Raw genomic sequence first — 3,060 nt, forward strand, 5'->3', positions numbered from 1 at the left:
CGAAGCTGCGGTCGGCTGCAAGGTCATCAACATCATGACCAGCCTTGGCATGCCAGTATCCCAGCGCCTCGTCTGAACCCCAGGGCTAAGGGGTGCATGCGGCCCACCTCTCAATTATGCACCAACGTCATCACGAGGAGCTTAAGCTTGAATCCAGCGATCTCTTGCTCCTCAATTCCTGTGATCAGACCGACGCCGTGGCTCGGATAGACGACTGCTTCGCCAGTCTGGAAGGTCAGAGCGTTGTTCTTCGTCGTCATTTAGAAAAGATCTCCTTGAGCTACAGACGGTTCTAATGCTGAGCCGATCTGTGTCGCAGACGTCGAATTCCCCACGCCCGGTAGGGAGCGTAGATGATGTGAACTCGATATCTTTGGCGCGGTTCCCGCATATCGGATTCCCACCGTGGCTGTGCAAGCGGGAAGTTCAACGATGGTTTACGCTAGCTACGCTGGAGCTGCTGCGGCGCAGTCTCATTCTCAGAGACTTGATGGCGCGGCTTCGATGCAATTCGAAAACAGTAATATGCTTTTAGTTAACGCTCCGTTTACGAGAGCGGCATTGGTTTCAAGCCGGAATGAGGCGGCTTGAGCCCTGCCCTCTGTCGGGCTCGGCGGCGGAGTTCCTGACAGCCTGCATCGAGACTGGCTGCTGGCGGATTGATATGTTTGTAGTCGTCCCAGAAGGCCTTTCTGCCCTCTGGTGATCGATCAATTCCTGCCAGGATCTCAAGCTGACCAATGGAACTAGCTGCCCTTAAAGCTGTCTCAATGGGATGCTCAGGGCGCGGAGCCTTCTTGCGTCTGCGCGACATGGATTCTCCTTATCGAAAGGGGACTCTAGGCGAGTGGCGGCGCGACCCCTTCCCTCCTGGCGCCGCCAATCGAAGCTGTCAGGCAGCCAAAGCTATTTCTGCATGGGAAGCGGTTTGGCTCTCTTCGTCATCGAAGGCGAAGGCAAGCACGCTTTCATCATGGAGCTGCTGCCAGTCGATTTCTCCGGCCTCGAGCAGTTCTCGCATCTGCTCACGGGCGAGATGAAGCCTTGCCTCGAAGGGGCTTAGGGGGACAGGCATTCTCAAATCGAGAAGCGCTGGGGGATGGCGGTTCTCGCCGGCCGGAGCCTGTAGGGCGTCGACCTGCTTTAGGTACCAATCGGTCATGATCTGGGCGAGGAAGCGGTTGGTCTTGCTGATACCGGCCTCCCGCGCTTCGACCCGGGCCTTGGTGCCATAGGCCTGGGAGTCCACGGTTGCCACCCGGGGATGCTGGCGCAGCTCGGCCGCCCCTACCCCTTTGAGGCCGAACAGATGAAGCCGGATGGATGTACCGCGCAGTTCGCGGTCCAGGGTCTCAATGACCTGCAGAATGCCCTGTGGGCCGTGGAGGTGCCGTCGGCACATCGAGCCGACGCCGACGATCGGAAATCCGGAGAGGTCCGGCATGCGCTCCAGGCACCGGACATAATCTTCCGGCATCCAGCCCTGCAATACAGGCATCAAGCGGTTCAAAATGCCCCGCTCCCTGGCGCCGCGGATGCAAGCTCGGTTGAGGTCGACGGTGCCGGAGATCCGGTCCAGGACAAGGTCGCGGTTCCGGGCAATCTCCGGTTCCGAGCAAAGGTCCAGCGAGGCGAACCATCGCCAGGGGTAGGCCGCGGCGAGGTCCAAGTACTGATCCACGGTCCACGCGAAACCCCGGTAGCGGCTGGCGGCCACGAACCCGGCGCTATCCAGATAGGCCTCGAGGCCGTCAAGGTGATGAAGATTGCGGGTGTTGAAGCCGTGCCAGACGGGGATGCCGCTGAGGTCCTTCTTCCAGGTGGACAGGGCATTGGCACTGATCAGGACTGGCGCATTCAAGGACCGGGCTGCGTCGATCAGTGGCCCTCTCATGACATGAGGGAGCCCGAGGAGAAACTTGAGCATGAATTCTTTGTCCGGATTGGCGGGGATGGGAGATCCGCAACGGGCAAAGAAAAAGGACCGGCGGAACACCGATCCTCCTGAATATTCAGGCTTTTAGCAGCTTTTGCTAAAGCAATGCCTTAGTGCGAATGGCGCTTATTGTACCATTCGTTGGCCTTCAGGGCCGCAAAGCCGAGCAATACGACAATGCCAGGCATTACGACCGAAACGATCAGTGTCTGTCCAGTCATTGCTTCAAGCCTCCAAGAGCCATTCTTCCAAATATATGTAACATCGCGGCAGCGAATGTCCAACCCGCGGCGATGGGTAAGAGTTGCAGGAAATCGGCGTTGTTTGCGAAACCGCCGATGTTATACAGATACCCAGCCAGCGGAGTGGCAATGCCGACCGTGAAGCAGGCCGTCGATGCACGGTCGAAGGCATTGGCCAGTAGCCTTTGCCGCTCGTTGTAGATCAGGCTCACTGCAGAATACCTCCTCGTAAGCGCGGTGTCGCCTTGAAAACATCAGTACCTTTTGGGGTTTGATCTCTCTCAGGCTTACAATCCGGGAGAGACTAGGAATTCAGGCAACCTTGGTCCCGGTCCGCGCCGTGATTGCAGCGAGCGCCGCCTCGGCGCCTTGCTGCAGACGCAGGTCAGCCAACTGCTGGCGGAGGCTCAAGTACAGCGGGCGGAAGGCAGGGCCCTTCTCTTCGACAATGTCGGCCAGGATATTCACGGCCTTGAGGAGCTTCTCCTCGGTGATCGGTCCCCGGTCGTGGTTCAGCCAAGCCGTCATGGTGCGTACTCCTTACAAACGAGGAGGCACACTGCCGCGATCATCTTGATACATGGTTAAGCTTGCCTGGAACTTGTGGGAACGGGCTGCTTTACCGTCCGCTGATGCTGGCGCAACTGGCCCCCACACCCTCGCGCAATTCTGGCTTGGTACTCCTGGGGCAGGAAAAGGGGGCTTTCCATGTGTCAGCGTCACATCGACCGGCGATCAACACCGCCGAAGCCATGCGCATTGCATCGCCTGAATTGCTCCCTGATTTTGGATCGTTGCCTCATCTGATTTGCTCCCGAGCTCTGGCGAGCTGCGGGGGCGATGATGAGGCAGGTGAGCATGACAACACGCAATGAGCTGATC

The 3,060-nt window shown here is 58.5% G+C and carries 3 protein-coding genes and 1 pseudogene; all 4 read right to left on the reverse strand.

Annotated elements, in window-relative coordinates:
• Positions 1 to 125: 125 nt before the first annotated feature.
• Positions 126 to 260 (reverse strand): annotated as a pseudogene (locus tag FS320_RS40790) (CarD family transcriptional regulator); the annotation flags it as partial.
• Positions 261 to 892: 632 nt separating this feature from the next.
• On the reverse strand, positions 893 to 1,927 hold the full coding sequence (locus FS320_RS40795) for a deazapurine DNA modification protein DpdA family protein (protein WP_152718233.1): 1,035 nt from the start codon (positions 1,925 to 1,927) through the stop codon (positions 893 to 895).
• Between the two features lie 226 nt (positions 1,928 to 2,153).
• A complete protein-coding gene (locus tag FS320_RS40800) occupies positions 2,154 to 2,390 on the reverse strand; it encodes a hypothetical protein (protein ID WP_162003576.1) in 237 nt (78 codons plus the stop codon).
• 100 nt (positions 2,391 to 2,490) lie between these two features.
• On the reverse strand, positions 2,491 to 2,706 hold the full coding sequence (locus tag FS320_RS40805; protein WP_152718235.1) for a hypothetical protein: 216 nt from the start codon (positions 2,704 to 2,706) through the stop codon (positions 2,491 to 2,493).
• Positions 2,707 to 3,060 lie beyond the last annotated feature (354 nt).

This window comes from Microvirga tunisiensis, from assembly GCF_009296175.1.
Classification (GTDB): Bacteria; Pseudomonadota; Alphaproteobacteria; order Rhizobiales; family Beijerinckiaceae; genus Microvirga; species Microvirga tunisiensis.

Coding starts and splice junctions, on each gene's coding strand:
- FS320_RS40795 (WP_152718233.1), bottom strand. CDS start 1,927: ATGCTCAAGTTTCTCCTCGGGCTCCCTCATGTCATGAGAGGGCCACTG.
- FS320_RS40805 (WP_152718235.1), bottom strand. CDS start 2,706: ATGACGGCTTGGCTGAACCACGACCGGGGACCGATCACCGAGGAGAAG.